This window comes from Roseovarius sp. D0-M9, from assembly GCF_037083805.1.
Taxonomy (GTDB): domain Bacteria; phylum Pseudomonadota; class Alphaproteobacteria; order Rhodobacterales; family Rhodobacteraceae; genus Roseovarius.
This window is the reverse complement of sequence record NZ_JBAPKZ010000135.1, coordinates 1-657: the sequence shown is the minus strand read 5'-3', so window position 1 is coordinate 657 and position 657 is coordinate 1. Positions and strand designations below refer to the sequence as shown.

The 657-nt window shown below is 59.5% G+C and carries 1 protein-coding gene and 1 pseudogene; both read right to left on the bottom strand.

The genetic code is table 11. From position 1 onward, the window contains the following. Positions 1 to 274, bottom strand: a pseudogene (locus tag V8352_RS21885) (transposase); the annotation flags it as partial. A 184-nt stretch (positions 275 to 458) separates the two neighbouring features. After that, positions 459 to 657: hypothetical protein (locus tag V8352_RS21880; RefSeq protein WP_336426363.1), on the bottom strand; the 199-nt coding region annotated here is incomplete at its 5' end.

The window sequence follows — 657 nt, the reverse complement described above, 5'->3', positions numbered from 1 at the left end:
TGTGGGATGACAGGTTGTCGAGGATGATCACATCGCCGGGTTTCAGGGTCGGGGTCAGTTGGGTCTCGACATAAAGCTCGAACAGTTCGCGGTTCATTGCGCCCTCGATTACCCAGGGCGCATCCAGACGGTCGTGGCGGAGCGCCGCGATAAACGTTTGCGTGTTCCAGTGACCGAATGGGGCGTGATCAATCAGGCGCGCGCCCTTGGGTGACCATCCAGTGGTCTTGGCCATGTTCGTCTTGAGCGAGGTTTCGTCAATGAAACCGATGCGTGGCAACAGGTTGGCCATGAACGGTTGCCGCCGCGTGATCCAGATNGCGCCCTTGGGGGACCATCCAGTGGTCTTGGCCATGTTCGTCTTGAGCGAGGTTTCGTCAATGAAACCGATGCGTGGCAACAGGTTGGCCATGAACGGTTGCCGCCGCGTGATCCAGATATGACGCGCTTGCCGGACCTCAGGCCGATTCTGCTCGACGGCTTGCAGGTCTTTTTTTATGCGTCAGACCGAGACTGCGCAGGGTGCGCCAGACTGACACCCGATGGATCGTCATCTGGTGCTCATCGGCTATTTCCAGCACCAGATCATCCAGCGTGAGGTCGGTCTTGGCCGTCATCCGTGCCGCGATCCAGTCCCGCAGACCGGCCAGCTTGCCA